The sequence below is a fragment of the Pseudomonas sp. 13B_2.1_Bac1 genome (assembly GCF_025466155.1).
Taxonomy (GTDB): domain Bacteria; phylum Pseudomonadota; class Gammaproteobacteria; order Pseudomonadales; family Pseudomonadaceae; genus Aquipseudomonas; species Aquipseudomonas aylmerensis.
Map to the genome: position 1 here is coordinate 55,061 of NZ_JANLOH010000116.1, position 22,635 is coordinate 77,695.

At 62.2% G+C, this 22,635-nt stretch carries 22 protein-coding genes; 9 read left to right on the plus strand and 13 right to left on the minus strand.

Going from position 1 to position 22,635, the window contains the following annotated elements; genetic code table 11:
* Nucleotides 1-83: 83 nt before the first annotated feature.
* Together NTD80_RS31115 and NTD80_RS31120 are read left to right on the plus strand one after the other, a co-directional pair.
* Entirely contained in the window at nt 84-1,361 is a 1,278-nt protein-coding gene (locus NTD80_RS31115; RefSeq protein WP_106805259.1) for an acetyl-CoA C-acetyltransferase, read from the plus strand.
* A gap of 134 nt (nt 1,362-1,495) precedes the next feature.
* Nucleotides 1,496-2,395 carry a PA4780 family RIO1-like protein kinase gene (locus NTD80_RS31120; RefSeq protein ID WP_262135936.1) on the plus strand — a complete coding sequence of 300 codons (900 nt, stop codon included), beginning with the start codon at nt 1,496-1,498 and terminating at the stop codon, nt 2,393-2,395.
* A gap of 162 nt (nt 2,396-2,557) precedes the next feature.
* Here NTD80_RS31120 and cueR read toward each other — a convergent pair whose 3' ends face one another.
* From cueR to NTD80_RS31135, 3 genes are all read right to left on the minus strand, one after another.
* Entirely contained in the window at nt 2,558-2,959 is a 402-nt protein-coding gene (cueR, locus tag NTD80_RS31125; RefSeq protein WP_262135937.1) for a Cu(I)-responsive transcriptional regulator, read from the minus strand.
* Nucleotides 2,956-5,157 (minus strand): heavy metal translocating P-type ATPase, encoded by a 2,202-nt coding sequence (locus NTD80_RS31130; RefSeq protein ID WP_262135938.1) that lies wholly within the window; start codon nt 5,155-5,157, stop codon nt 2,956-2,958. Before NTD80_RS31130 ends, cueR begins: the two co-directional genes overlap by 4 nt.
* Nucleotides 5,158-5,223: 66 nt before the next feature.
* Nucleotides 5,224-5,604, minus strand: a complete 381-nt coding sequence (locus NTD80_RS31135) for a hypothetical protein (RefSeq protein ID WP_065900357.1) — start codon at nt 5,602-5,604, stop codon at nt 5,224-5,226.
* Nucleotides 5,605-5,751: 147 nt separating this feature from the next.
* On the opposite strand from NTD80_RS31135, the gene NTD80_RS31140 reads away from it, so the two are divergent.
* Both NTD80_RS31140 and NTD80_RS31145 read left to right on the plus strand, forming a co-directional pair.
* Nucleotides 5,752-5,949, plus strand: coding sequence for a heavy-metal-associated domain-containing protein (locus NTD80_RS31140; protein ID WP_106805256.1), 198 nt, complete (start codon nt 5,752-5,754; stop codon nt 5,947-5,949).
* A gap of 85 nt (nt 5,950-6,034) precedes the next feature.
* On the plus strand, nt 6,035-7,228 hold the full coding sequence (locus tag NTD80_RS31145; RefSeq protein WP_262135939.1) for a multidrug effflux MFS transporter: 1,194 nt from the start codon (nt 6,035-6,037) through the stop codon (nt 7,226-7,228).
* Between the two features lie 8 nt (nt 7,229-7,236).
* On the opposite strand, the gene NTD80_RS31150 is transcribed toward NTD80_RS31145, so the two are convergent.
* From NTD80_RS31150 to NTD80_RS31160, 3 genes are all read right to left on the minus strand, one after another.
* Nucleotides 7,237-7,419 carry a hypothetical protein gene (locus NTD80_RS31150; RefSeq protein ID WP_027607955.1) on the minus strand — a complete coding sequence of 61 codons (183 nt, stop codon included), beginning with the start codon at nt 7,417-7,419 and terminating at the stop codon, nt 7,237-7,239.
* A 145-nt stretch (nt 7,420-7,564) separates the two neighbouring features.
* Complete coding sequence (locus NTD80_RS31155) at nt 7,565-8,578, minus strand: zinc-binding alcohol dehydrogenase family protein (RefSeq protein WP_065900365.1); 1,014 nt, start codon at nt 8,576-8,578, stop codon at nt 7,565-7,567.
* Between the two features lie 25 nt (nt 8,579-8,603).
* A complete protein-coding gene (locus NTD80_RS31160; RefSeq protein ID WP_065900367.1) occupies nt 8,604-8,897 on the minus strand; it encodes a putative quinol monooxygenase in 294 nt (97 codons plus the stop codon).
* A gap of 116 nt (nt 8,898-9,013) precedes the next feature.
* On the opposite strand from NTD80_RS31160, the gene NTD80_RS31165 reads away from it, so the two are divergent.
* Together NTD80_RS31165 and NTD80_RS31170 are read left to right on the plus strand one after the other, a co-directional pair.
* The gene (locus NTD80_RS31165) at nt 9,014-9,943 is read left to right on the plus strand and encodes a LysR family transcriptional regulator (protein ID WP_065900369.1); all 930 of its coding nucleotides are present in this window, start codon (nt 9,014-9,016) and stop codon (nt 9,941-9,943) included.
* A gap of 134 nt (nt 9,944-10,077) precedes the next feature.
* Entirely contained in the window at nt 10,078-10,773 is a 696-nt protein-coding gene (locus NTD80_RS31170; protein WP_262135940.1) for an ArsR/SmtB family transcription factor, read from the plus strand.
* Nucleotides 10,774-10,880: 107 nt separating this feature from the next.
* Here NTD80_RS31170 and NTD80_RS31175 read toward each other — a convergent pair whose 3' ends face one another.
* Complete coding sequence (locus tag NTD80_RS31175; RefSeq protein ID WP_012722045.1) at nt 10,881-11,834, minus strand: adenosine deaminase; 954 nt, start codon at nt 11,832-11,834, stop codon at nt 10,881-10,883.
* Between the two features lie 193 nt (nt 11,835-12,027).
* Between NTD80_RS31175 and NTD80_RS31180 the strand changes: the two genes are divergently transcribed.
* Complete coding sequence (locus tag NTD80_RS31180; protein WP_065900373.1) at nt 12,028-13,119, plus strand: calcium:proton antiporter; 1,092 nt, start codon at nt 12,028-12,030, stop codon at nt 13,117-13,119.
* A 139-nt stretch (nt 13,120-13,258) separates the two neighbouring features.
* Here the strand turns inward: NTD80_RS31180 and NTD80_RS31185 are convergent, their stop codons facing one another.
* From NTD80_RS31185 to NTD80_RS31210, 6 genes are all read right to left on the minus strand, one after another.
* The gene (locus NTD80_RS31185; protein ID WP_262135941.1) at nt 13,259-14,617 is read right to left on the minus strand and encodes an 8-oxoguanine deaminase; all 1,359 of its coding nucleotides are present in this window, start codon (nt 14,615-14,617) and stop codon (nt 13,259-13,261) included.
* Nucleotides 14,618-14,798: 181 nt separating this feature from the next.
* Nucleotides 14,799-15,485 (minus strand): SDR family oxidoreductase, encoded by a 687-nt coding sequence (locus NTD80_RS31190; protein ID WP_106805252.1) that lies wholly within the window; start codon nt 15,483-15,485, stop codon nt 14,799-14,801.
* A gap of 56 nt (nt 15,486-15,541) precedes the next feature.
* Complete coding sequence (locus NTD80_RS31195; protein ID WP_262135942.1) at nt 15,542-16,123, minus strand: IMPACT family protein; 582 nt, start codon at nt 16,121-16,123, stop codon at nt 15,542-15,544.
* A gap of 11 nt (nt 16,124-16,134) precedes the next feature.
* Nucleotides 16,135-16,794, minus strand: a complete 660-nt coding sequence (locus NTD80_RS31200) for a TetR/AcrR family transcriptional regulator (protein WP_065900379.1) — start codon at nt 16,792-16,794, stop codon at nt 16,135-16,137.
* A gap of 87 nt (nt 16,795-16,881) precedes the next feature.
* Nucleotides 16,882-18,276 (minus strand): uracil-xanthine permease family protein, encoded by a 1,395-nt coding sequence (locus NTD80_RS31205; RefSeq protein ID WP_262135943.1) that lies wholly within the window; start codon nt 18,274-18,276, stop codon nt 16,882-16,884.
* An 87-nt stretch (nt 18,277-18,363) separates the two neighbouring features.
* Nucleotides 18,364-19,284, minus strand: a complete 921-nt coding sequence (locus NTD80_RS31210; protein ID WP_262135944.1) for a LysR family transcriptional regulator — start codon at nt 19,282-19,284, stop codon at nt 18,364-18,366.
* A 125-nt stretch (nt 19,285-19,409) separates the two neighbouring features.
* Between NTD80_RS31210 and NTD80_RS31215 the strand changes: the two genes are divergently transcribed.
* Nucleotides 19,410-20,759, plus strand: a complete 1,350-nt coding sequence (locus NTD80_RS31215) for an aspartate aminotransferase family protein (protein ID WP_262135945.1) — start codon at nt 19,410-19,412, stop codon at nt 20,757-20,759.
* 39 nt (nt 20,760-20,798) lie between these two features.
* The gene (locus tag NTD80_RS31220; protein ID WP_065900387.1) at nt 20,799-22,292 is read left to right on the plus strand and encodes a CoA-acylating methylmalonate-semialdehyde dehydrogenase; all 1,494 of its coding nucleotides are present in this window, start codon (nt 20,799-20,801) and stop codon (nt 22,290-22,292) included.
* Nucleotides 22,293-22,635 lie beyond the last annotated feature (343 nt).

Sequence of the window (22,635 nt, forward strand, 5' to 3'; positions counted from 1 at the left end):
CCATCCCAGGGTAGCAGTCGTTCGACTAGGCTCTGTTATCCAACCCACAGCAGCCAGCCCATAACAGACCGAGGGAGCTTTTCATGACTCAATTGCGCCGTGTAGCGATCATTGGCGGTAACCGCATTCCTTTCGCCCGTTCCAATGGCCCGTATGCCACGGCCAGCAACCAGGCGATGCTGACTGCGGCCCTGGAGGGCCTGATCGAGCGCTACAACCTGCACGGCCTGCGCATGGGCGAAGTGGCTGCCGGTGCGGTGCTCAAGCATTCGCGCGACTTCAACCTCACCCGCGAATGCGTGCTCGGCTCGCGCCTGTCGCCGCAAACCCCGGCCTACGACATTCAACAGGCCTGTGGCACCGGTCTTGAGGCCGCATTGCTGGTGGCCAACAAGATCGCCCTGGGCCAGATCGAATGCGGGATAGCCGGCGGGGTCGACACTACGTCCGACGCCCCGATCGGCGTGAATGAAGGGCTGCGCAAGCTCCTGCTGCAGGCCAATCGCAGCAAGTCCATGGCGGACAAATTAAAACTCCTGTTACAACTTCGTCCTCATCACCTCAAGCCCGAACTGCCGCGCAATGGCGAACCGCGCACTGGTTTGTCCATGGGCCAGCATTGCGAGTTGATGGCGCAGACATGGCAGATCCCACGCGCCGAGCAAGACCAACTGGCGCTGGAAAGTCACCAGAAAATGGCCGCCGCCTACGCCGAAGGCTGGCACAACGACTTGCTGACGCCGTTTCTCGGCCTGACCCGCGACAACAACCTGCGCCCCGACCTGACCCTGGAAAAACTCGCCGCCCTCAAGCCTGCCTTCGAGCGCAGCGAAAAGGGCACGCTCACGGCTGGCAACTCCACGCCGCTCACCGACGGTGCGTCCCTGGTGTTGCTGGGCAGTGAGGCCTGGGCCCAGGAGCGCGGCTTGCCGATCCTCGCGTATTTGCGCGATGGCGAGGCGGCTGCGGTGGATTTCGTCAACGGCGCCGAAGGCTTGTTGATGGCGCCGGTCTACGCAGTACCGCGCCTGCTGGCGAGGAATGGCCTGACGCTGCAGGACTTCGATTACTACGAGATCCACGAAGCCTTCGCTGCCCAAGTGTTGTGCACGCTCAAGGCCTGGGAGGATGCGGACTACTGCAAGACCCGCCTCGGGCTGGATGCGCCGTTGGGCGCCATCGACCGCAGCCGCCTGAACGTCAAGGGCAGCTCCCTGGCAGCCGGCCACCCGTTTGCCGCCACGGGCGGGCGCATTGTCGCCAATCTGGCCAAGTTGCTCGACGCGGCGGGCAAGGGCAGGGGGCTGATTTCGATCTGTGCGGCGGGCGGGCAAGGGGTCACGGCGATCATCGAACGCTGATTGCGATAAAAATTGGCATATTGGATGCATTCTTGACGGGTCAGAGGTCGGTAGCCTCTCCCACCGGCGAGCCGATTGCCGTATAACGAGTGCCATACGCGTATTTGGTAATAAAGGACCCACAATAAAAGCTGATGAAGACTCCTAAACGCATTGAACCCCTGATCGAAGACGGTCTGGTCGACGAAGTGCTGCGCCCACTCATGAGTGGTAAAGAAGCAGCTGTTTATGTGGTGCGCTGCGGCAACGAATTGCGTTGCGCCAAGGTTTACAAGGAGGCGAACAAACGAAGTTTTCGTCAGGCGTCCGAATACCAGGAAGGCCGTAAGGTCCGTAACAGCCGGCAGGCCCGGGCCATGGCCAAGGGCTCCAAGTTCGGCAAGAAAGAAACCGAAGATGCCTGGCAGAACGCTGAAGTGGCGGCGTTGTTCCGCCTGGCCGGTGCGGGCGTTCGCGTGCCCCAGCCGTACGACTTCCTTGAAGGTGTGCTGTTGATGGAGCTGGTCGCCGACGAGTACGGCGATGCCGCACCGCGTCTGAACGACGTGGTGCTGGAGCCGGACCAGGCGCGCGAATACCACGTCTTCCTGATCTCCCAGATCGTGCTGATGCTGTGTACCGGCCTGGTGCACGGTGACCTGTCCGAGTTCAACGTACTGCTCACGCCAACCGGGCCGGTGATCATCGATCTGCCTCAGGCGGTGGATGCGGCGGGCAACAACCACGCGTTCAGCATGCTGGAGCGTGACGTGGGCAACATGGCGTCCTACTTCGGCCGTTTTGCCCCGGAGCTGAAGAAGACCAAGTACGCCAAGGAGATGTGGGCGCTGTACGAAGCCGGCACCTTGCACCCGGCCAGTGTGTTGACCGGCGAGTTCGACGAACCGGAAGAGCTGGCGGATGTCGGCGGAGTGATCCGCGAGATCGAAGCGGCGCGCCTCGATGAAGAGCGTCGCCAGGCGATTCGCGCGGCGGACGATGCGCCACCGAACAAAGTACCTGACGAGCCACCGCCGCCGCCTTGGCTGCAGTGATCCCGCAAAGATGTGGGAGCAGGCTGGTGTAGACGCTGGCTTGCCGGCGATCGCATCACCTCGGTGTGACTGACATACCGAGGTGCCTGCATCGCGGGCAAGCCCGGCTCCCACACACGCTGGCGCCCACATTTTGTTCTGTCTGGGGCGGGTAAAGCGCAATCAGGCGCAGCAACTGCCCGAAGCCAACTCCTTGAGAATCGGACAATCCGGCCGATGATCGCCCTGGCAATGTTCCACCAGGTCCTGCAGCGTATCGCGCAGTTGCCCCAACTCCAGAATCTTCTGATTGAGCTCATCGATGTGCTGGCGCGCCAGGGCTTTCACGTCCGCGCTCGCGCGTTGGCGGTCTTGCCACAGGGCCAGCAACTTGCCAACTTCCTCCAGGGAAAACCCCAGGTCCCGTGAGCGTTTGATAAACGCCAGTGTGTGCAAATCTTCGCCGCTGTAGACGCGGTAGCCGCTGTCGGTGCGGTGGGCGGCTTTCAACAGACCGATGGATTCGTAGTAGCGAATCATCTTGGCGCTCAGCCCGCTCTGGCGGGCGGCTTGGCCGATGTTCATGGGCGTTGATCCTCCAGGTCCTTGGGTTTCCAGGTTTTCAACAGTAAGGCATTGCTGACCACGCTGACGCTGGACAAGGCCATGGCCGCGCCCGCGAGCACCGGGTTGAGCAGGCCGAACGCCGCCAGCGGAATGCCGATCAAGTTATACACAAAGGCCCAGAACAGGTTCTGGCGGATCTTTGCGTAGGTCTTGCGGCTGATCTCCAGGGCGGCAGGCACCAGGCGTGGGTCGCCGCGCATCAAGGTGATACCCGCCGCATGCATCGCCACGTCGGTGCCGCCGCCCATGGCGATGCCAATGTCGGCAGCCGCGAGGGCCGGGGCATCGTTGATGCCGTCGCCGACCATCGCCACCACGCCGGTTTTTTTCAACTCGGCGACGGTGGCAGCTTTTTCGGCGGGCAGCACTTCAGCGTGCACATCCTCGATGCCCAGCGCCTGCGCAACCACGCGGGCGCTGCCGCGATTGTCACCGGTGAGCAGATGACTGCTGATCTGCTGCGCCTTGAGTTGCTGCACGGCGGCAAGCGCCCCCGGCTTGAGGGTATCGCCAAAGGCAAACAGCCCGAGCACACGCGGTTGCGGGCCTTGCTCGATCAGCCAGGACAAGGTCCGGCCTTCGGCTTCCCAGGCGGTGGCGGAGCCGGACAGTTCACCGGCGTTCAAACCGCTTTCTTCCAGCAGCCGACGGTTACCCAGCGCCAGTTGCCGGCCCGCCAGGGTGCCGGCAATGCCGCGCCCGGTCAGGGCTTGGCTGGCGCTCACATCGGCGACATCCAGCCCTCGCTCGCGGCAGGCATCCAGCACCGCCTTGGCCAGCGGATGTTCACTGCCGCGCTGCAAGGCACCGGCGTGCTGCAGCAATGATGCTTCGTCGCCATCCACCGCCGCCAGGTGCGCAATTCTTGGCGTGCCGGAGGTGAGGGTGCCGGTCTTGTCGAATACCACGGCGCTCACAGCGTGCGCACGCTCGAGGGCTTCGGCGTCCTTGATCAGGATGCCATAGCGCGCGGCGACGCCGGTGCCGGCCATGATCGCCGTCGGTGTGGCCAGGCCCAGGGCGCACGGACAGGCGATCACCAGCACCGCCACCGCGTTGATGATTGCCGTCTCCAGGGAGGCGCCGTACAGCCACCAGCCCACCAGCGTGATCAACGCCAGCACCAGCACCGCCGGCACGAACACTTGGCTGACTTTATCCACCAGCTTCTGGATCGGAGCCTTGGCGGCCTGGGCGTCTTCCACCAGGCGGATGATGCGTGCCAGCACGCTTTCCGCACCCAAGGCGAGGGTGCGCACCAGCAGGCGGCCTTCGCCGTTGATGGCGCCGCCGGTGACCGAGTCGCCCGGCTGCTTTGGCACCGGCAGGCTCTCGCCACTGATCAGCGCTTCGTCGGCGTGGCTTTGGCCGTCGACCACTTCACCGTCCACCGGGAAGCGTTCGCCGGGCTTGACCAGCACCAGGTCGCCGCGCCTCAACGCGTTGATCGCGACGTCTTCCTCGCGGCCATCGACCACGCGAATTGCGCGCTCCGGGCGCAGCGCTTCGAGGGCGCGGATGGCGCTGGCGGTCTGGCGTTTGGCGCGGCTTTCCAGGTATTTGCCGAGCAACACCAGGGCAATCACCACGGCCGAGGCCTCGAAGTACAAATGGGGCATGCTGCCGGCCGGTGCGGTGAGCCACTCATAAATGCTCAGGCCGTAGCCGGCGCTGGTGCCGATGGCCACCAGCAAGTCCATATTCCCGGCACCGGCGCGCACGGCTTTCCAGGCGGCGATATAAAAGCGCGCACCGAAGATGAACTGCACCGGCGTCGCCAGCGCGAACTGCACCCAGGCCGGCAGCATCCAGTGCAGGCCGAAAGGCTCCACCAGCATCGGCAGCACCAACGGCAGCGCCAGCAGGATCGCCAGCAGCAATGACCAGCGCTCGCGGTGCAGGCGCTGGGCCTGGTCGACCTCGGTGGCGGCTTCGCTCTGGGGCAGGCTGGCGCTGTAGCCGGCCTTGTCGACGGCGGCGATCAACACGTTCGGGTCCATCTGGCCGAGCACTTCAACATGCGCGCGTTCGTTGGCCAGGTTGACGCTGACGCTTTGCACCCCCGGCACTTTGCCCAGCGCGCGTTCGACGCGCCCGGCGCAGCTGGCGCAGGTCATGCCGCCGATGGGCAGGTCAAAGGTGGTGGATCCATTCATGGGGCAGTCCTCCAGGAGAAGTTGCCCCTAGGATCAACCTTGACCTGTGGGGAAGGTCAAGCGCCTTTAATATTCCAGTGCGGCAGGCTTGAGGTACATACCGTCCGGGCCCTGTGCGATGCGCAATTTACGTACGTCGCCGACCTTCAGCGTGATGTTCTGCGCCGGTGGCGCGAGCATGCCCGGCAGGCAGCCCGGGGACTGGCCCGGCAACAGCTTCAGGCGTAGCGACACATTGCCGGCGGGCAAGTTGAACGAGGTGGATTGCTCCTGGAACAGCCGGCCTGCCAGCTGGTCCTGGATATATAGGCCGATTTCGCAATTGGTCGGCACTTCCAGGCGTTCGCGGGAAATGATCAGCACCGCATAGTCTTCTGCGGCACTGGCCGTGGGCGCAATGGCAGACAAGCTCATCAGGCCGACAAGGCCAAAAAAAGACCAGCGCATGGCGAATGCTCCGTGGATTGAATCAAAGATGAGTGAAGCTTGGCCGACGTCGCCGCCGAATACCAGCCCGGCAGATCATCCTGGAACTTGACCTTGCCATCGTGGCAAGGTCGAGACTGGGTTCAACCTCATCAAAGGAGTCATGTCATGCAAGTATTCAGCGTTGAAGGAATGACCTGCGGCCACTGCGTTCGGGCCGTCACCCAGGCGGTGCAGAACGAGGACCCGGCCGCGAGCGTGAAGGTCGACCTGGCGGCGAAGGAAGTGGGGGTGGAAAGCCGTCTGTCTGCCGAGCAGGTAATCAGCCTGATCAGTGAAGAAGGCTACAGCGCCAAGCTCGCCTGACCCGCTCAAATAGTTAGCGAGCTATCGTGTTAAATGCACCCAAGCGCGGCTAGACTGTCGGGCTGCCGACACACTTGGGTGCCTGATGAACCTCCGTATAATCCTGATTCTGGGTGCCTTGAGCGCCTTCGCGCCGCTGGCGATCGATTTCTATCTGCCGGGCTTTCCAGCCATGGCCACCGCGTTCGCGACCGACGAAAAACACATCCAGCTGACCCTGGCGGTGTATTTCGGCGGCTTGGCCATCGGCCAATTGATCTACGGTCCGCTGGCCGACCGCTTTGGTCGGCGCGGCCCGCTGCTCAGCGGCGTGACCCTGTTTACCCTGGCCTCTTTCGCCTGCGCCTTTGCGCCGTCATTGGAATGGCTGATCGGCGCGCGCTTCGTGCAGGCCCTCGGCGGTTGCGCCGGCATGGTGATTTCCCGCGCGGTGGTCAGCGACAAATGTGATGCGGTGGGCTCGGCCAAAGTGTTTTCCCAACTGATGCTGGTCACCGGCCTGGCGCCGATCCTCGCGCCGTTGGCCGGTGGGCTGATGGTCGGCTTGTGGGGCTGGCAGTCGATTTTCCTGGCGCTGTCGATCTTCAGCGTAATGGCCGCCGTCGCCGTGGCCGTGGGGTTGCCCGAGACGTTCCCGGCCCATCAACCACGCCAGCCTTTGTCTGGATCGCTGCGTCGCTACGGTTCGCTGCTGTCAGACCGGGTCTACCTCGGCTATGCGCTGACCGGCGGCATCTCGATTGCCGGGATGTTTGCCTACATCGCCGGTTCGCCTTTCGTGTCTATCAAGCTGTATGGCGTGCCCGCCGAGCATTACGGCTGGGTCTTCGGTTCCAACGCTGCCGGCTTTATCCTGATGGCCCAGGTGAATGCACGCCTGCTGGCCAAGCGCGGCCCGGCGTTTTTGCTGTCGCGCACGGTCTGGCTTTACATGCTGGCCGCGTTGACGCTGCTGGGTATCGCAGCCTTGCGCACCGACGCACTGTGGCCGCTGCTGGTGCCGCTGTTTATCTGCATCGCGAGCCTGGGCTGCATTTTGCCCAACACCTCGGCCTGCGCCATGGCCGGGCAGGGCGCCCGGGCGGGCAGTGCTTCGGCGTTGCTCGGCTGCATCCAGTTTGGCGTGGCGGCGGGCGCCGCGTCGTTGGTCGGCGTGTTGCATGACGGCACGGCGATGCCGATGGCCATGGTCATCAGCTTGTGCGGTGTATTGGCGGTGACGATTGCGATGTCGACCCAGCGCCTGCAACGGGCGAGGGCCCTGCAGGCGCAGGCCTGAAATGCGGGTCAGCCAGCGGCGGAACGTTGCTGGCTGAGCGGAAAACGGTGGGGCGCCTGGATACGGGCTTGCAGGGTGTCGGCAAAGGCTCGGGCCTCGGCTTCACTGCGAAACGTAAACGCGTCGCCGTCGAGACGAACTTGCCATTTATTGCCTGGGGATTTTGCTAACGCTTTTATCAGGATTTTCATTGCTGACTTCCTCACGTAAAAGAATCGTGGCAAAGGCGGCCAATATAAACCCGAATACGCTCACAAATATGACAAAGATCAACTCTCTGACTAGCGGCGTCGTCCCTTACCTACAGGAATAAGGGACGACGCTGACAGACCGTTTTTAGAAGCCTTCCAGCACGATCTTGCCCTTGGCCTTGCCGCTTTCCAGCAGCGCATGGGCGCGGCGCAGGTTCTCGGCGTTGATCACGCCGAAGTGCTCGCCCACCGTGGTTTTCAAGGTGCCGGCGTCGATCAGCTCGGCCACGCGGTTGAGCAGGTTGTGCTGCTCGATCATGTCCGGGGTCTCGAACATCGAGCGCGTGTACATGAACTCCCAGTGCAGCGACAGGCTCTTGCGCTTGAGTGTGCTCACGTCCAGCGCCTTGGGATCGTCAATCAGTGCCAGCTTGCCCTGGGGTTGCAGGGCTTCCACCAGTTGTTCGAGGTGATGGTCGGTCTGGGTCAGGCTGGCAACGTGGGTCACTTGCGGGTGGCCGGCGGCTTTCAGCGCTTCGCTCAGCGGTTGGCTGTGGTCGATCACCAGGTCGGCGCCGAGGTCCTTGGCCCAGGCCTGGGTTTCCGGGCGCGAGGCGGTGCCGATGACTTTCAGTGCCGTCAATTGGCTGGCCAACTGGGTCAGGATCGAACCCACGCCACCGGCCGCGCCGACGATCAGCAGGCTCTGGCCCTCGTCCTCTTTACTCTCACGGACCTGCAGGCGTTCGAACAGCAGTTCCCAGGCGGTGATGGCGGTCAGGGGCAGCGCGGCGGCCTCGGCAAAACCCAGGCTCTTGGGCATATGGCCGACGATGCGCTCGTCCACAGTGTGCAACTCGCTGTTGCCACCTGGGCGCACCAGGGAGCCGGCGTAGAACACCTTGTCGCCGGCCTTGAACAGTGTCACTTCGCTGCCGACGGCCTTGACCACACCGGCCACATCCCAGCCCAGCACCTTGGCGTCGCCGTTTTCCGGGGCGACGTTCTGGCGCACCTTGGTGTCCACCGGGTTGACCGAGATGGCTTTGACTTCCACCAGCAGGTCGCGTGGACCGGCGACCGGTGCTGGCAGTTCGATGTCTTGCAGGGCGCTGGGATCGTTGATCGGCAGGGATGCATAGTAGGCAATGGCTTTCATGATGGCTCCGGAAAAAGGGCAGTGATCAGGCGAGAAATTTCAGGCGCTTGAGTTCGAAGTGTTCGATCACATCGGCGGCCTTGGCGCGAAAACTCTGGATGTGCGCGCTCTGGTCGTGGTCGGCCAGTGCGGCGTCATCGGCCCAGCGTTCGAGCATGTAGAAGGTCTCGGGGTGTTGCAGGTCCTGGTGCAGGTCGTATTGCTCGCAACCGGCTTCCAGGCGGGTGGGTTCCAGCAGGCCGCGCAGCAGGGTTTCCAGGGTGGCCTGTTGGCCGGGCTTGGCGATCAGCGTGGCAATGACGTTAAAGGCAGTGGACATGGCAACTCCAGACACGTGATGAACGGGATGCACAGATGATTGGCTATTTCCCGTGAAGATAAAAGCGGCTAAAACAGCAGTCTGTTTCAACGAAATTTTGATAATGGATGGGATGCATGCTGCGTTTTGACGATTTGCAGTTGTTTGTTCGCGCAGCCGACCTGGGCAGCCTTTCGGCTGCAGCGCGGGTCATGGACCTGTCGCCCGCCGTGGCCAGCGCAGCACTCAAGCGGATTGAAGAGCAACTGGGCACGCGCCTGCTGGCCCGGTCCACCCGCAGCCTGCGCCTGACTGCCGAAGGCGAGGGTTTCCTCGAATACGCGCGCGCCGCGTTGGGCGCGCTGGATGAGGGGCGGCGCCTGTTGGCCAGCGGCCAGGACCATGTCAGCGGCGTGCTGCAACTGTCAGCGCCGTCGGATTTCGGCCGCAACCAGCTGCTGCCGTGGCTGGATGAGTTCCAGCGTGAACACCCGCAACTCACCGTACGTTTATTGTTGGGTGATCGAATCGCCGACCTGTTCCGCCAGCCGGTGGATATTGCCCTGCGTTATGGCGAGCCGGAAGACTCAAGCCTGATTGCGCTGCCCGTGGCTCCCGAGAATGTCCGAGTGCTGTGTGCCGCGCCCAGTTACCTCGCACGCCACGGGGAGCCCCGGCACCTGGAACAATTGGCCCAGCACAACTGCCTGTTGTACATGCTCGGCAGCCGGGTCCACGACCATTGGAGTTTCCACGACGGCAAGCGCGAAGTCAGCCTGACGGTCTCGGGTGATCGCTTCAGCGACGACGCCGACGTGGTGCGACGCTGGGCGGTGGCTGGCGTGGGCATTGCCTACAAGTCATGGCTGGATGTGAGCACCGATGTGCTGGCCGGGCGCTTGCGATTGATCCTGCCGGAGCTGCGCGGCGAGCGAACGCCACTGAATCTGCTGTGCGCGCACCGTGCGCAGTTGAGTAAACCCATCAACCTGCTGCGGGAAATGCTCGTGGCTCGCTGTGCGACATTGACCGCGCAAAGGCCAGAGCGCCCGCGCGCTTCGCAGTAGCCTCCATCAAAGCAGGAAATTTCACTCAGAGCCTGTCCCTATCCGTGCTGTCGGACATCGCGGAACCGCGGGTTTGCGCACCTATACTTCGGCACCAACCGCAGCAGATAAATGATTCAACAGGGAGTGGATAGATGGAACAGGCACCTTGCATCAGTCAGATCGCCAGCTTGCTCGCCGAGCCCAAGCGTACCGCCATGCTATGGGCATTGATGGACGGCTCGGCCAAGTCTTGCGCCGAACTGGCCTCCCTCGCCGAGCTGTCACCGGCGTCCGCCACTGCACACCTGGCACGGCTGACCGGCAGCGGCCTGCTGCGGGTCGAAGCTCGACGCGGCCAGCGACTGTTTCGCATGGCGGCAGCGGACGTCAGCAGCGCCATCGATGCCCTGGCCACGACGACCATGGCCAGTGCCGTGCGTTCTGCCCCCGAGTCGTCGCCGCCGGCCTTGATGGCGCCTGCGTCGTTGCGCCACGCACGGTTATGCCATGGTCACCTGGGCGGCGAGCTGGCGGCGGGGTTGTATCAACGGATGATCGACGCAGGGTGGATCGAGCGCGCTGAGCAGCGCACCGACGTCACATTCAAGGGCGCGCAGCGCTTGGCGAGGCTGGGTATTTTCACGCCGGCGCTGGCGTCACCGCTGGTGTGCGATTGTTTTGACTGGAGCCAGCATCAACCGCACCTGGGAGGGGCGTTGGGTGCGGGGTTGCTACAACTGTTTGTGCAGTCGGGCTGGATTCGTGCGGTCAACGAGTCCCGCGCCTTGCTGGTCAGCGAGACCGGGCTGGCGGAAATCACTCGGCTCGCCGCGCCGGAGCAGGCTTGAGGTGAAGAGGTCGCCGTTGGAGCGGGCTTGCTCGCAAAGGCGGCGTGTCAGTCACTCGGTGTCTGACTGATCTGCCGCCTTCGCCAGCAAGCCCACGTCCGGTGCCGTCAGGGTTTTACCAGTCGCGCGTCCAGGCTGTTCTGCGCCAGGCGTTTGGCCTGGTCCTGGGTCATGCCCAGCGAGGTGTACAGCGCGTGGAAGTTCTCGGTGACATAGCCGCCGAAGTACGCCGGATCATCCGAGTTCACCGTCACCTTCACGCCACGCTCAAGCATGTCGAGGATGTTGTGCTGCGCCATGTCGTCGAACACGCACAGTTTGGTGTTGGACAACGGGCAGACGGTCAGCGGGATCTGCTCGTCGATGATGCGCTGCATCAGGCGTTCGTCTTCGATGGCGCGCACGCCATGGTCGATACGCTGGATTTTCAGCAGGTCGATGGCTTCCCAGATGTACTCGGGCGGGCCTTCTTCGCCGGCGTGGGCGACAGTGAGGAAGCCTTCGTGGCGGGCACGGTCGAACACGCGCTGGAACTTGCTCGGCGGGTGGCCCATTTCCGAACTGTCCAGGCCCACGGCCACGAACGCGTCACGGAACGGCAGCGCCTGGTCGAGGGTTTTCTCGGCCTCGGCTTCGCTCAGGTGGCGCAGGAAGCTGAGGATCAAGCCGCTGGTGATCCCCAGTTGCTGCTCGCCATCTTTGAGGGCCGCGGCGATACCGTTGAGCACCACTTCGAACGGGATGCCACGGTCGGTATGGGTCTGCGGGTCGAAGAACGGTTCGGTGTGGATCACGTTCTGTTCTTTGCAGCGCAGCAGGTAGGCCCAGGTCAGGTCATAGAAATCCTGGGAGGTGCGCAGCACGTCGGCGCCCTTGTAATACAGGTCGAGAAACTCTTGCAGGTTGTTGAAGGCGTAGGCCTTGCGCAGGGTTTCAACGTCGTTCCACGGCAGCGCGATCTTGTTGCGCTCGGCCAGGGCGAACAGCAGCTCAGGCTCCAGCGAGCCTTCCAGGTGCAGGTGCAATTCAGCCTTGGGCAGGGCGTTGAGCCAATCGTACATTTCTATAATTCTCATCAGGTGCAATGGCGGCATTCTACAGGTCATGGCTGAAATAATCGGCAAAACCTGACCGGCAGAAGAGTTTTGGTGGGTTCGCGCAAGGGCCGCGTGAACTAAGGTGTAACGAAACGTTAGCGGCGTGACGCAGTCTGTACCCCATCAATGACTGATTTGCCGTCCTAAAAGGCCCGGAATGCTCACATCCCTCAAGCAAGAAAAATTCATGTTGCTGGCGCTGATTGCCGCCATCGCCGCCTACCCGTTGGAGCACTGGATGCTGCACAGCGGGCAGATGGTCGCGCTGCTGGCCGGCGTGGTGCTGATCGCGTTTATCGTGGTGGCCTCGATGCGCGTGGCGCACCATGCCGAGCAGTTGGCGGAAAAAGTCGGCGACCCCTACGGCACGATGATCCTGACCCTCGCCGCCGTACTCGTGGAAGTGGTGATCCTGGCGATCATGATGAGCAATGAGCCGTCGCCGACCCTGGTGCGCGACACCATCTATTCGGCAGTGATGCTCGATATCAACGGCATCCTCGGCCTGGCGGCGTTGATGGGCGGCATCAAGCATGGAGAACAGTCCTACAACGATGATTCGGCACGTACCTACAGCGTGATGATCCTCACCGCCATGGGCGTGTCGATGGTGGTGCCGGAATTCATCCCCGAGGCCGACTGGAAAATCTACTCGGCCTTCACCATCGGTGCGATGGTGGTGCTCTACACCCTGTTCCTGAGAATGCAGGTCGGGCCGCACAGTTATTTCTTCAGCTACAGCTACCCGGAAAAGCGTCGCAAGAAACTGCCGGAAGAGGAACAGGCGCCGCCGGTGAACCTGGCGTTCTCCATCGGCACCCTGGTGTTTGGCGTGATTGTGATTGGCGCACTGGCCGAGGTGATGTCCAAGACTCTCGACCTGGGCCTGGAAGGTACGGGAGCACCGCCGGTCATCACTGCGATTGTGGTCGCGGCGATTTCAGCGGCACCGGAAATCCTCACGGCCTTGCGCGCCGCCCTGGCCAACCGCATGCAATCGGTGGTCAACATCGCGTTGGGTGCATCTTTGTCGACGGTGATCCTGACGGTGCCGGTGATGGAGGCCATGGCGCTCTACACCGGCCAGCCGTTCCAGATGGCGATGACGCCGGTGCAGACGGTGATGGTGTTTATCACGCTGATCGTCAGCGCGATCAACCTCAACGATGGCGAAACCAACGCTATCGAAGGGATGACCCACTTTGTGCTGTTTGCGACGTTTATCATGCTGTCGTTGCTGGGTTTGTAACCGGTTCTACAGAGCACCCTGGAAACCAGTGTGGGAGCGGGCTTGCTCGCGAAGGCGGTGTGTCAGTCGATGCATTAGCTGACTGATCTACTGCATTCGCGAGCAAGCCCGCTCCCACATTTTGATGGCGTTTCTTCCTTTAATTCGGATTGATCAGTTCACGCGCCGCCTGGCTGTGATCGGCAATCAAGCCTTTGAGATCCAGGCCTTCAACCTGTCCGTCGATCACACGCCACTGGCCGCCGATCATCACCCGGTCCGCACGGTCCGCACCGCACAGCAGCAGGGCGGAAATCGGGTCGTGGCTGCCGGAGAAGCGCAGCTCATCGAGCTTGAACAGCGCCAGGTCGGCCTGTTTGCCAACGGCCAACTCGCCGATATCCGTGCGCCCCAGCAGCTGCGCCGAACCCTTGGTCGCCCAGCCCAGTACGCCTTCTGGCGTGATCTTCTCGGCACCATAACGCAGACGCTGGATGTACAGGGCCTGGCGGGTCTCGAGGATCATGTTCGAGGCATCATTGGAGGCCGAGCCATCCACGCCCAGGCCGATAGGCGCGCCGGCGGCGAGCAGGTCCAGGGTCGGACAGATGCCGGACGCCAGGCGCATGTTCGAACTCGGGCAGTGGCAGATGCCGGTGCCGGCCGCTCCCAGGCGTGCGATTTCATCCGGGTTGAAGTGAATACCATGGGCCAGCCAGGTGCGCGGGCCGAGCCAGCCGACACTGTCGAGGTAGTCCACCGTGCGCAGGCCGAAACGCTGCAGGCAGAAGTCTTCTTCATCGAGGGTTTCCGCCAAGTGGGTGTGCAGGCGCACATCGAGTTGGTCGGCCAGTTCGGCGCTGGCGCGCATGATTTCCGGCGTGACGGAAAACGGCGAGCAGGGCGCCAGGGCAATCTGGATCTGGGCGCCGTCGCCCCGCTGGTGGTATTCGCGGATCAGGCGTTGGCTGTCGTCAAGGATCACTTGGCCTTGTTGCACCGTCTGCTGCGGCGGCAGGCCGCCGTCGGCTTCGCCCAGGCTCATGGAGCCGCGGGTGAGCATGGCGCGCATGCCCAGTTCGCGCACGCTTTGCACCTGCACATCGATGGCATTTTCCAGGCCGTCGGGGAACAGGTAGTGGTGATCGGCCGCCGTGGTACAGCCCGAGAGCAGCAGCTCGGCGAGTGCAACTTTAGTGGCCAGCGCGAGTTTTTCCGGGGTCAGCCGTGCCCATACCGGGTACAGGGTTTTCAACCAGGGAAACAGCGGCTGGTTGACCACCGGCGCCCAGGCGCGGGTCAGGGTCTGGTAGAAATGGTGGTGGGTGTTGATCAGCCCCGGGAGGATCACGTGTTCGCGCGCGTCGAACATCTGCGCGCACGGTTGTGCGGGGGCTTGGCCCAGGGGCAGCACCTCGGTGATCACACCGTCCTGCAGCACCAGGCCGCCACGGGCGTCGAGGCCGTTGGCAGTGAAAATCGCGAGGGGGTTTTTTAACCAGATACGGGTCGCAGGCATTGGCCGGCTCCTCTGAATGATGGGTTCAGGTTTGCCAGCTCAGTGTTGCCCTGTCTGCTGATCCAGGGTCGCCGGTGAGGGCGAGGTGCAGAGTCTACTTGTAGTCTATGTTCGGGTCTATCTGTAGGAACGCGCTGCTTTTGAGACCATCGCCGGCAACCGCTCCCACAGTGGAGTGGCGTTACCAGGCGATGGTGTCGCCTTTGTAGTCGATGAAGTGATGGCCGCCCTTGCCGGTGTAGGCGTTCACCTGGTCCACCAGGCCGCGCACGCTGGTGTCGACATCGATATGCGCGTTTTCGCCGCCCATATCGGTCTTCACCCAGCCCGGATGCAGCGACAGCACGGTGAGCTTGTGGTCACCGAGTTGCGTGATAAAGCTGTTGGTCATCGAGTTGAGCGCGGCCTTGCTCGCCTTGTACAGCGCCAGGTCCGAGCCATCGGGGATGGTCACGCTGCCCAGCACCGAACTCATGAACGCCAGCACACCGCTGTCCTTGCGGATCTGCCCGACAAAGCGCTGGGCCAGGTTGATCGGCGCCACGGCGTTGGTGAAGAACAGCTGGCCGACTTCCGCCAGCGTGGCATGACCAGGCTCCTGATTGGCGGGACCCTTGACGCCAGCGTTGACGAACAGCAGGTCGAAGGTGCGGTCCTTGAGGCGCTGGTTCAGGGCGATCACGGCTTGTTGATCGTCCATGTCGAGCTTCTCGATCTGCACCGGGCCGACGGCTTTGAGGGCATCGGCCTTGTTCGGATCACGCACGGTGGCGGTCACGTCCCAGCCATCCTTGAGCAATTGCTTGACCAGGCCAAGGCCCAGCCCGCGCGAGGCGCCGATGATCAGTGCGGTTTTTGGCGTAGACATGAAGGGCTTCCTTTGAAATCGCGGTTCAGGGAATTCAGTGCACAACAGTAGCAGTTTCAGCGTTGCAGCAGGATACGTCCTCGGCTCAAGTCGGCGAGCTGGGTTTGCAGGGTGTCGATCTGGGTTTCGCCCAGGGCCAGCTGCAGCTCCACGCCGTTGGCGGTGAAGTTTTCCTCGACGACGAGCCCGCCGAGTTCGGCGACGCGCAGCTTGACCAGGTTCAGTTCGGAGAAGCTGCAGGCGCAACTCAGCGGCACGCGACTGATCAGCTCGATGCGCTCGGCGGCCTGCAGGCATTTATTCGCGCCGCCGCCATAGGCGCGCGCGAGGCCGCCGGTGCCCAGTTGGATGCCGCCGTACCAGCGGATCACCAGCACGGCGACCTGATCGAATCCTTGTGCCTCGATGGCCGCAAGGATCGGCCGCCCAGCGGTGCCGCCAGGTTCACCGTCGTCATTGCTGCGGTATTGATCGGCGAGCTTCCAGGCCCAGCAGTTGTGCGTGGCATTCAAGTCGCTGTGTTGCTCGAAAAACGCCTGGGCATCCTGCGGGCTGGTGATCGGTGCGGCGAGGGTGATAAAGCGGCTTTTGCGAATTTCTTCGCGAAACTCGCAAAAGCCGGTAAGCGTGAAAGGCATAAGTCGCGTCTTCAGGGGGCCGGCTTGACGCCACAGCCTTTGAGAATGATGTGGATCAGGTTGGTCCCGGCGTCTTCCATGTCTTGCTTGGTCAGCTTGGTGCGCCCGGTGACACGGCAGATCTGGGTGGCGAAGTCGGCGTAATGCTGGGTGCTGCCCCACAACAGGAAGATCAGGTGCACCGGGTCGACCGGGTCCATTTTGCCGGCGTCCATCCAGGCCTGGAACACCGCCGCCCGGCCGCTGAACCAGGCGCGGTAGTCCTGGCTGAAATATTCGGTCAGGCATTCGCCGCCGCTGATGATCTCCATCGCAAAGATCCGCGAGGCCTGGGGTTGGCGCCGCGAGAATTCCATCTTGGTGCGAATGTAGCGGGTGAGGGCTACAGCCGGGTCGTCATCGGCGGTCAGGGCGTTGAAGGTGCTGTCCCACAACTCCAGGATATTGCTGAGCACCGCGATATACAGGCCCAGTTTATTGGTGAAGTAGTAATGCAGGTTGGCCTTGGGCAGCCCGGCGCTCGCGGCAATCGTATTCATGCTGGTGCCTTTGTAGCCATGGCGCGCGAACTCATCTTCAGCAGCCTGGAGAATCGCTTGTTCGTTCTTTTGCCGAATGCGGCTGGCGGGTTTACCGGCGGGGTTGCTGTGGGCAGGAACTTCGAGGCTCATGGAGGTTTCCGTGCTGATCGATGATGGCGACGTGTGCACAGATAACCCACCCTCAAGCCTCAGACAAGTCCCGATGCAATAAAACCGTCAAAGCGGTTCCAGGCTGTCGCTTTCCGACGCGCGGTTTGCGGCAACCGAGGTCGCTTTGGTTTCCGGCAGTAATAGGCACAACACAATCGCCGTCAGCCCGCCGCTGGTGATGGCCGAGTCGAACAGGTTCTGCACCAGGACGGGCATCAAGTGCAGCAAGTTGGGTTGGGCGGCAATGCCCAGGCCGACGCCGAATGAAGTGGCGATGATCAGCATGCTGCGCCGGTCCAGCGGCGCCTGGGCCAGGATGCGCACGCCGGCGGCGGCCACGCTGCCGAACATCACCAGGGTCGCACCGCCCAGCACCGGCTTGGGGATCTGCTGCAGCACCGCGCCAATCAACGGGAACAGGCCCAGGGCGAACAGCACCACGCCGATGTACAGCCCGACGTAACGGCTGGCCACGCCAGTGAGTTGGATCACGCCGTTGTTCTGCGCAAAGGTGGTGTTGGGGAAGGCGCTGAAGGTGGCGGCGATCATGCAGCTGACGCCATCGCCGAGCACGCCGCCTTTAAGCCGGCTTATATAAGCAGGGCCGCTGATGGGTTGTCGGGCGATCATGCAGTTGGCCGTGAGGTCGCCCACGGTTTCGATACTGCTGATCAGATAAATCAGCGCGATTGGCAGGAACGCGCTCCAGTCGAAGTTGAAGCCGAAGCGAAACGGTATCGGCAGGCTGACCAGAGGCAAGTCGGGCAGGGCGTGTGGCACCAGCTTGCCACTGAACCATGCCGCCAGGCTGCCGAGGGCCAACCCGATAATGATGGCCGAGAGGCGTACCCACGGCGTGTTGGAGCGATTGAGCAGGATGATCGTCAGCACCACGAACAGGCCCAGCGCCAGGTTGGTCGGGGCGCCGAAGTCCGGGGCATTGAAGCCGCCGCCCAAATCCGTGATGCCAACCTTGATCAGGCTGATGCCGATCAGCGTGATGACAATCCCGGTGACCAACGGGGTGATGACCCGGCGCAACTGGCCGATGAAACGACTCAACACGATTTGTACCGCCGCGCCGAAAAAGCACACACCGAAGATCATCGCCAGGATGTCTTCCGGGCTGCCGCCACGTTGCTTGACCAGGAACCCTGCGGACAACACCGCGCCGAGAAACGAAAAGCTGGTGCCCTGCAGGCAGATCATCCCGGCGCCAATGCCGAATGGCCTGCGGGCCTGGATGAAGGTTCCTACGCCGGACACCATCAAAGCCATGCTGATCAGGTAGGGCAAGTGGGCAGTAAGGCCCAGCGTGGACCCGATGATCAGCGGCGGGGTGATGATGCCGACGAAGGCGGCCAACACATGTTGCAAGGCAGCCAGCAGGGAGGGCAGCGGTTTCGGTCGGTCATTCAGGCCGTAGATCAGGTCACTGGGGCTGGTGGATTCTGGTGGCATGGCGGGTAACTCGAGGCGGACGGTTCAAGGTCCTCGTACCCTTGCAAAAAACTGTCCAACTGCTCAGCTTTTTGCGCAGGCCCCGAGTTAGCGCGTTGCTGCCAGGCTTTCCAGGAAACTTTCCAGCACCAAATGAGGGCGACGTCCCTTGCGCGTGACCGATGCGAGGCTCAAATCGTAAAAACGTGTAGTCGGTTTCAGCGCGCGCAGTCGGCCTTGTTGCACCCACAGGCTGGCGTAGTGGTCGGGCAGATAGCCGATGTAGCGACCGGTCAGAATCAGGAACGCCATGCCCTCGCGGTCGGAGGCGCTGGCGGTGCAGTTGAGCGCCTGGTAATGGGCCTGGATCTCGGCGGGCAGGCGGAAGGTGGGGGCGATGGCGTCCTGGGTGTCGATGCGCGCGTCTTCGAGTTGCTTGTCATCGGCATAGAACAGCGGGTGGCCGACGGCGCAGTAGAGCAACGAGCGTTCACTGTACAACGGCTGGTATTCGAGGCCGGAGAGGGCGCTGGCCTGGGGCACCACGCCGACGTGCAGGCGGCCGTCGAGTACACCTTGTTCAACTTCATTGGGCGCGATCATGCGGATCTGGATCTGCACGTCCGGGCCGCGTTCCTTCAACTGCGCCAACGCGTGCGTGATGCGCATGTGGGGCAGGGTTACCAGGTTGTCGGTCAGGCCGATGATCAACTCACCGCGCAGGTGCTGGTGCAGGCCGTTGACCTCGGTGCGAAAGCTTTCCAGGGCACTTAATAGCTGCAGCGCCGATTGGTAGACCTCGCGGCCCTCTTCGGTAAGGGAAAAACCGGCGCGGCCGCGCTGACAGAGTCTTAATCCGAGCCGCTGCTCCAGGTCGCTCATCTGCTGGCTGATCGCGGAGCGGCCGATACCGAGTACGGTCTCCGCCGCCGAAAAGCCGCCGCACTCGACCACGCTGCGAAAGATGCGCAGCAGGCGAATATCGAAGTCGCTGACTTGGGCCAGAGGATCGGGTCGACGGCTGCTCATAGTTTAGTAAAGGCCTGACTGAAGGTTAGAAGAGTTGGATTTCACCGACTTTATCCCCGTGGCAATTTAGCTGCAACAACGCTTTTCAATCCCGACGCTGCCTTTTGCCCTGCGAGGTTTTGCTGATGAACATGCCCGAAAACGCCCCTTCGTCCCTGGCCAGCCAACTGAAGTTGGATGCGCACTGGATGCCCTACACCGCCAACCGTAACTTCCAGCGTGACCCACGGCTGATCGTCGCCGCCGAAGGCAGTTGGCTGACGGATGACAAGGGCCGCAAGGTCTACGATTCGCTGTCGGGCCTGTGGACCTGTGGCGCCGGGCACTCCCGCAAGGAAATCCAGGAAGCCGTCGCCAAGCAGTTGGGCACCTTGGACTACTCCCCGGGCTTCCAATACGGTCATCCGTTGTCTTTCCAGCTGGCAGAAAAGATCACCGATCTGACCCCGGGCAACCTCAACCACGTGTTCTTCACCGACTCCGGTTCCGAGTGCGCCGACACGGCGGTGAAGATGGTGCGTGCCTACTGGCGCCTGAAGGGCCAGGCCACCAAGACCAAGATGATCGGCCGCGCCCGTGGTTACCACGGGGTGAACATCGCCGGTACCAGCCTGGGCGGCGTCAACGGCAACCGTAAACTGTTTGGCCAGGGCTTGATGGATGTTGACCATCTGCCGCACACCTTGCTGGCGAGCAATGCGTTCTCGCGTGGCATGCCGGAGCAGGGCGGGATTGCCTTGGCCGATGAGCTGCTCAAACTGATCGAATTGCATGACGCGTCGAACATCGCCGCCGTGTTTGTCGAGCCGATGGCCGGTTCCGCCGGCGTGCTGGTACCGCCACAGGGCTACCTCAAGCGTCTGCGTGAGATTTGCGACCAGCACAACATCCTGTTGGTGTTCGACGAAGTGATCACCGGTTTCGGCCGTACCGGCTCGATGTTCGGCGCCGACAGCTTCGGTGTGACCCCGGACCTGATGTGCATTGCCAAGCAAGTCACCAACGGCGCGATCCCGATGGGCGCGGTGATTGCCAGCAGCGAGATCTATCAGACCTTCATGAACCAGGCGACGCCTGAGTACGCGGTGGAATTCCCTCACGGCTACACCTACTCGGCTCACCCGGTAGCCTGCGCTGCCGGCCTTGCGGCATTGGACCTGCTGCAGAAGGAAAACCTGGTGCAGAGCGTAGCCGAAGTCGCCCCGCACTTTGAGAATGCGCTGCACGGCTTGAAGGGCAGCAAGAACGTGATCGACATTCGTAACTATGGCCTGGCCGGTGCGATCCAGATTGCCCCGCGTGACGGTGATGCGATCGTGCGTCCATTCGAGGCCGGCATGGCGTTGTGGAAGGCCGGTTTCTACGTGCGCTTTGGCGGTGACACCCTGCAGTTCGGGCCAACCTTCAACAGCAAGCCGCAGGACCTGGATCGTCTGTTCGATGCGGTCGGCGAAGTGCTGAACAAGATCGACTGATTTCTCCTTCTATATAGAACAACTTTTCAGGAGCCCTGCATGAGCCTTATCCAGCATTTGATCAACGGTGAGTTGGTCAACGACAGCGGTCGAAGTGCCGACGTCTACAACCCATCCACCGGCCAGGTCATTCACCAGGTGCCGTTGGCCAGCCGTGAAACCATTCAACAGGCGATCGACTCGGCCAAGGCGGCGTTTCCAGCCTGGCGTAATACCCCGCCGGCCAAGCGCGCCCAGGTGATGTTCCGTTTCAAGCAATTGCTGGAGCAGAATGAAGCACGCATCTCGCAGTTGATCAGTGAAGAGCACGGCAAGACGCTGGAAGATGCTGCCGGCGAGCTCAAGCGCGGAATCGAGAACGTTGAGTACGCGTGCTCGGCGCCGGAGATTCTCAAGGGTGAGTACAGCCGCAACGTTGGGCCAAACATTGATGCGTGGTCGGACTTCCAGCCGTTGGGTGTGGTGGCGGGCATCACCCCGTTCAACTTCCCGGCGATGGTGCCGCTGTGGATGTACCCACTGGCGATCGTCTGCGGTAACTGTTTCATCCTCAAGCCGTCTGAGCGCGACCCGAGTTCGACGCTGCTGATTGCACAACTGCTGCAGGAAGCCGGTTTGCCCAAAGGCGTGCTGAGCGTGGTGCACGGCGACAAGGGCGCGGTGGATGCGTTGATCGAGGCACCGGAAGTCAAGGCGCTGAGCTTTGTCGGTTCGACGCCGATTGCCGAATACATCTATGCCGAGGCGACCAAGCGCGGCAAGCGCGTCCAAGCCCTGGGCGGCGCGAAGAACCATGCGGTGTTGATGCCGGATGCGGACCTGGATAACGCGGTCAGCGCGTTGATGGGCGCGGCCTATGGTTCGTGTGGCGAGCGTTGCATGGCGATCTCGGTGGCGGTGTGCGTGGGTGATCAGGTGGCGGATGCGTTGATCGCCAAGCTGGTACCGCAGGTCAAGGCGCTGAAGATTGGTGCGGGCACGTCCTGCGGCCTGGATATGGGGCCGTTGGTGACGGGGCAGGCACGGGATAAAGTCAGTGGCTATATAGAAGACGGCGTGGCGTCGGGCGCTGAGCTGGTGGTCGACGGGCGTGGTTTGAGTGTTGCCGGGCATGAAGAGGGCTTCTTCCTGGGTGGTAGCCTGTTCGACCGCGTGACGCCTGAGATGCGTATCTATAAGGAAGAGATCTTCGGGCCGGTGCTGTGCGTGGTCCGGGTGAGCAGCCTGGAAGCGGCGATGCAACTGATCAACGATCACGAATACGGTAATGGCACGTGCATCTTCACCCGTGACGGTGAAGCGGCCCGGCTGTTCTGTGACGAGATTGAAGTGGGTATGGTCGGCGTGAACGTTCCATTGCCGGTGCCGGTGGCGTATCACAGCTTTGGTGGCTGGAAGCGTTCGCTGTTTGGCGACTTGCATGCCTATGGGCCGGACGGTGTGCGCTTCTATACCCGTCGCAAGGCGATTACCCAGCGTTGGCCGCAGCGCGCCAGTCATGAAGCGTCGCAGTTTGCCTTCCCTAGCCTGTAAGGCTGGGTAACTAGAAAGCCGGCCCCCTGGGGCCGGCTTTCGTGTTTTCGGGGGCTTTTTGACCGATATGACAGAAATGTGAAAAAAGGTGTTGACGGCAGATTCTGGAAGTCTATAATTCGCCCCACTTCCGGCGCAGTCGAAACGGAAAACTCCTTGGTAAACAAAGAGTTACGCGAGATTCGACAGCGACTTGCTTCAGTTCATCGAGGCCCAGAAGGAGTTGGTAGGGCAGTGTTGTTTGGCTCTATTAACGTTTCGATCCTCTCGGTCGAAAGCGGAGAAAAAGAGGTGTTGACAGCAGCGTGTAACGCTGTAGAATTCGCCTCCCGCTAACGAGAGG

Bases quoted from the DNA above. Each gene is read 5' to 3' on its own strand.
- NTD80_RS31170 (WP_262135940.1), top strand. From the start codon at position 10,078: ATGGAACAGGCACCTTGCATCAGTCAGATCGCCAGCTTGCTCGCCGAG.
- NTD80_RS31160 (WP_065900367.1), bottom strand. From the start codon at position 8,897: ATGTCCACTGCCTTTAACGTCATTGCCACGCTGATCGCCAAGCCCGGC.
- NTD80_RS31135 (WP_065900357.1), bottom strand. From the start codon at position 5,604: ATGCGCTGGTCTTTTTTTGGCCTTGTCGGCCTGATGAGCTTGTCTGCC.
- NTD80_RS31140 (WP_106805256.1), top strand. From the start codon at position 5,752: ATGCAAGTATTCAGCGTTGAAGGAATGACCTGCGGCCACTGCGTTCGG.
- NTD80_RS31130 (WP_262135938.1), bottom strand. From the start codon at position 5,157: ATGAATGGATCCACCACCTTTGACCTGCCCATCGGCGGCATGACCTGC.
- NTD80_RS31165 (WP_065900369.1), top strand. From the start codon at position 9,014: ATGCTGCGTTTTGACGATTTGCAGTTGTTTGTTCGCGCAGCCGACCTG.
- NTD80_RS31195 (WP_262135942.1), bottom strand. From the start codon at position 16,123: ATGCCTTTCACGCTTACCGGCTTTTGCGAGTTTCGCGAAGAAATTCGC.
- NTD80_RS31115 (WP_106805259.1), top strand. From the start codon at position 84: ATGACTCAATTGCGCCGTGTAGCGATCATTGGCGGTAACCGCATTCCT.
- NTD80_RS31155 (WP_065900365.1), bottom strand. From the start codon at position 8,578: ATGAAAGCCATTGCCTACTATGCATCCCTGCCGATCAACGATCCCAGC.
- NTD80_RS31190 (WP_106805252.1), bottom strand. From the start codon at position 15,485: ATGTCTACGCCAAAAACCGCACTGATCATCGGCGCCTCGCGCGGGCTG.
- NTD80_RS31120 (WP_262135936.1), top strand. From the start codon at position 1,496: ATGAAGACTCCTAAACGCATTGAACCCCTGATCGAAGACGGTCTGGTC.
- NTD80_RS31145 (WP_262135939.1), top strand. From the start codon at position 6,035: ATGAACCTCCGTATAATCCTGATTCTGGGTGCCTTGAGCGCCTTCGCG.
- NTD80_RS31215 (WP_262135945.1), top strand. From the start codon at position 19,410: ATGAACATGCCCGAAAACGCCCCTTCGTCCCTGGCCAGCCAACTGAAG.
- NTD80_RS31220 (WP_065900387.1), top strand. From the start codon at position 20,799: ATGAGCCTTATCCAGCATTTGATCAACGGTGAGTTGGTCAACGACAGC.
- NTD80_RS31180 (WP_065900373.1), top strand. From the start codon at position 12,028: ATGCTCACATCCCTCAAGCAAGAAAAATTCATGTTGCTGGCGCTGATT.
- NTD80_RS31205 (WP_262135943.1), bottom strand. From the start codon at position 18,276: ATGCCACCAGAATCCACCAGCCCCAGTGACCTGATCTACGGCCTGAAT.
- NTD80_RS31150 (WP_027607955.1), bottom strand. From the start codon at position 7,419: ATGAAAATCCTGATAAAAGCGTTAGCAAAATCCCCAGGCAATAAATGG.
- cueR (WP_262135937.1), bottom strand. From the start codon at position 2,959: ATGAACATCGGCCAAGCCGCCCGCCAGAGCGGGCTGAGCGCCAAGATG.
- NTD80_RS31200 (WP_065900379.1), bottom strand. From the start codon at position 16,794: ATGAGCCTCGAAGTTCCTGCCCACAGCAACCCCGCCGGTAAACCCGCC.
- NTD80_RS31185 (WP_262135941.1), bottom strand. From the start codon at position 14,617: ATGCCTGCGACCCGTATCTGGTTAAAAAACCCCCTCGCGATTTTCACT.
- NTD80_RS31210 (WP_262135944.1), bottom strand. From the start codon at position 19,284: ATGAGCAGCCGTCGACCCGATCCTCTGGCCCAAGTCAGCGACTTCGAT.
- NTD80_RS31175 (WP_012722045.1), bottom strand. From the start codon at position 11,834: ATGTACGATTGGCTCAACGCCCTGCCCAAGGCTGAATTGCACCTGCAC.